The organism is Photobacterium proteolyticum (assembly GCF_001939735.1).
GTDB classification, from domain to species: domain Bacteria; phylum Pseudomonadota; class Gammaproteobacteria; order Enterobacterales; family Vibrionaceae; genus Photobacterium; species Photobacterium proteolyticum.
In genome coordinates this window covers 1-3814 of record NZ_MJIL01000025.1, presented here as the reverse complement: position 1 = coordinate 3814, position 3814 = coordinate 1, and the positions used below count along the sequence as shown (strand labels likewise).

General features: G+C 39.6%; 2 protein-coding genes. Both read left to right on the top strand.

The features are described 5' to 3' along the window. Positions 1-563 precede the first annotated feature (563 nt). Complete coding sequence (locus tag BIT28_RS00280) at positions 564-1616, top strand: hypothetical protein (RefSeq protein WP_075761645.1); 1053 nt, start codon at positions 564-566, stop codon at positions 1614-1616. Positions 1617-2601: 985 nt separating this feature from the next. Further along, positions 2602-3384, top strand: coding sequence for a hypothetical protein (locus tag BIT28_RS00270; RefSeq protein ID WP_075761643.1), 783 nt, complete (start codon positions 2602-2604; stop codon positions 3382-3384). Positions 3385-3814 lie beyond the last annotated feature (430 nt).

Genomic DNA, 3814 nt, shown 5'->3' with positions numbered 1-3814 from the left:
TTAAACTCTAATTATAAAAACTGTGGTTAATCCTGCGTATTATTGAAACAAACATTAAGAGATCCCTACGCTCGCTTCATCCTGAGGCGAGCATTAATCTGACTGATTTAGTGATTCCTGATTGTGGCAAGGGTAGAGTGCTGTAAAAATAGGTTCTTCTGAGAGCCTAAATCCTGCATACGATGCGACATCTCGCGCAAAAATAATTTTCGGCCCCCTAAGTCACCACCATCGTTTGTTTGGTACCGCCATTGCTTGGCGGCACCTCCTTGAATGCGTTATGCGTAACGCTTCTGTGATTCTCACCTACCAACAAATAACTCAATGATGTCCAAAGTTGCCAGTTTTACTAGGCATTAATGACGGGTAGCTTGTTTACATCATATTTTTCATATGGTTATATGGTGAATCATTCGATTGATGAATGCGTGTCGCAATAGGGCGTGGCCGGGAGGTATGCGAGTTTGGTGCGATAATATTCTTTGTAAATTGCGGATATCCGGAAGATATATGAACTGAATTCGTAGATATAATGTTAAATTTAATTGCAGTTTGGAGAACAAATGTCAGATACGTATAAAATTAAGAAGTTTGAGCGACTTAGTTCGCTGATAAGTAAAGATGCAACTTCTTCAACTGATGGAACAGAAGAGCTTGCGGATAAAATGTCTAAATACGGTTTAGAGATTTCTTCTTTAATTTTGTCGAGAACATATATCCCAATCTATCATGCCCATTTATTTCACTCGAGCTATAAAAACCGACTTAATGGTATCGAGCCATTTCCATTAAATGTCACATTCAATAGTTTTGTAGTCAAACTTTGTAATTTTTGGGGTAGTAAATACCCGATATCTCCTCAAACTAGAGAACATTCTGAGGCGATTAACAAGTGGTTAGGAAAGGGCGTCAACAAATCTAATCTGGTGCCTTTGATGTTCGTCGAGTTTGATCATGATCGTCAAGAAGAACAAACGGATGATGGGGACAATATTCAATTCTGTATCATTGGTCGAGAAGACCTAGTAAAACTTAACAAAAATAACCTGACCAAATACTATAAATATTCCGAATCCGATGCGTCCGCTTTTATAAAAAATATTGGTATGGCTAGAAAAGTAGGGTATAAGATAAGAGATATAAAAATTGCCATACCAAAGAAAGTACAAGAATTCAATTGGCTCATGATCGCAAGTAATTTTGACTCAAATAAAAAGCTTGTTAATAGTTGGATTAACCTGGAACTGATGGAAGATAATCTTAGGTATTACCAAGAATCTGATAAAGCCCCTTTGGAGCATGCGCAAAATTTAATGAAATACATTAATTTCGTAGATGATGATATAGCATTTTGGAAAGAGGTTACACAAGATTGGCTGAAGAAGAATAAGCCTCAGTTTAGTGACTTTAACTCTCTTGGGCGTTTTGAACGAGAGAGACACACAGTCAACTCGATTAGGCATAATGCCATTAACTACGTTTTTAGCTGGTTTACTTTAGATAGTGAGTTGCATGACGCTATATTTAGTTTAGTAAATAGGAAAATTGCTAACACTTTCCCTCCCCTTAGGTCAGAAGCTATAAGGCAGATTGAAGAGCGAGACTACAAATACTAAATATAATAAGGTATTTAAGAGTGATTCCCAACGCTTGGCATTATTCATTCCATCGTTGGGTTTTGTGTTTACGGTGGTATGGTCATGTGAAGTGGTTGGTGGAGACCATCTCATCACCTTAATGCGGTTACATGGACTCCTCCGGTCATCAATAACAGCGTCAGGTAATGCAAGGTTTGGGACTGCCGTTCTACATTCGGTCTATTTACTGGCTTTGTTGCCATGACCCTGATGACACTACGCGGTTGCGGTTCGTCATTCGTTAGAAGGCATCTAAAGTGCCCGCCGTTCCCACTTCGATATGAAAGCTAGCATTTGGACAGTGCCTGAAGAACTTTACTAAACCAATAAAGCTATTGTGTAAAAGCACCGCCGACCAATCCCTATCAAAGTCAGATCCATCTTTTAACTGCCGATCGTAACCACCGCAGCGGCATGAGTTTTACCGGACCTGAAAACCCACGGTTTTGGCGCCACTTGTAGATGGTGGCTTTGCTGGAGATTTGGAACATCTCCAACACTTCTTTATGGCTGATCAGTTGCTGTGATGACTGTTCATCTAAGGTTGTAACTGGTTGAGATTGCTCGGGTGGAAAGTTCCTGATTCTTTTCAGAATTCAACTGTGACGGTGTCACGTTTATGTCTGATTTAACACTATAAGAGACATCAACAGTGGGGTAGTTAGTGTAATTGTACATTTTGCTGCTCCTCATCGGCTTCGAACCAGGCATCTACGTCGTCTGTTTCAATTTCACCTGTGGTGCATAGTGTTTAAGTAAGTTGCATTAGTCGAATTGCCAGAGCAAATTTGAAAGAATGCTTATTTATATGAGCTAAGTAGAAACTAGTGAGGTGATGAGAAAATTCTGTCAGTTTAGACAACCGTGTAAACTGCCTATTGACGCAAGTATATTAGGATTAGAAATTCATTATATTAGCTAGTTACGCTATTATAGCCGCAAATAACAACATAGATTGGCAAACATGGAAATTCTGAAAGCGCATACTTTTCATAACGACAGTGTAATAGAAACTCATCAATTTAGAGCCTGTTTTAACCAGGAGGTGAATCAAAACGAGCTCTTCAAGCTCCCTAACGGTGGTAGTTTCAATTATACCTGGGAAGTAAGTGCCGATTCTATCGAGTATGCGATGCAGCTGTTGGCAGACTACTGTTATAGTCATCAGCTTGAAGTAAAAGCTATCTTGCCGATTACTGGTGCGCAGGCCAACGCGACGAGTTCTCATGATGAAATGGTACAGGAATTTAGTAACTTCGTTGGTTCTGATCTATCTGGCTATGCATCTGCATGGGGCTATGGGTATGGCTGGGGTATTAGTACTCTGGACGGGTTTGTTGCTATCTTGCAGAGAAAAGTATCAAATGAGCCGCCATATGAGAACTTTCCCGCTGAACAGGCCATGCTTAAGCGATTGGAGAAAGAAAAAGAGTGGTTTGAGCTAAGAGAGTTATGTGAACAGAAATTTTTACGTTATAAAGAGCAATTTGAAGAGTGCCGTACACACTTGGATAAGCTTATAAGTAAGATTCAGCAAGATGAGCAAAATAATGAACAACTCTCTAAAGCATATATTGGCTGGTACAACTCTGCAGAAAAAGCCTATCAATTAGCGCGATGCAAGTATTCAGATGCTTGGGAGTTAACCCGTATGCTAGATGAAGTAGGCTTCTACCGACTTGAGTCATTTAAGCAACTTGATGAGAAGTACAATCCTGAAAAAGTTTTATCTGCGCAACCGATTTAAACAGGATTGGAACAAGAAAAATGCTATGTTCATGAACTAGCAAAGTATAAACGGAACCGGTTGCTCTTCATCAGCTTCGAATTGTCTGTATCAATAAATTTATTGCATTACAAACTGATTATCAGTTGGTGCTGAACTCAGATAACTTGAGTTTGATGATTATTAGCCTTGCTGTTTATGTTGTAACCGTACATTATCGAAGAAAGACTAAAGCGGCTGACGGGTCGCTTTAATTTCTTCTGCTCATATTTAAAGCCTCTTTCCATTCTTTATTTTCCTAACGTAACCACGTATCGGATTACCGTAAACGATTCTCGAAAGCTCCGATTCTGGCGCTGTCGAATGTCCCTTGCGTATTCCGGCGATTGTGATCTAGGATTCCGTTTTTTTTCGATCACCTTTTTACCCTCTTTTTCTCTACCCTTATTTT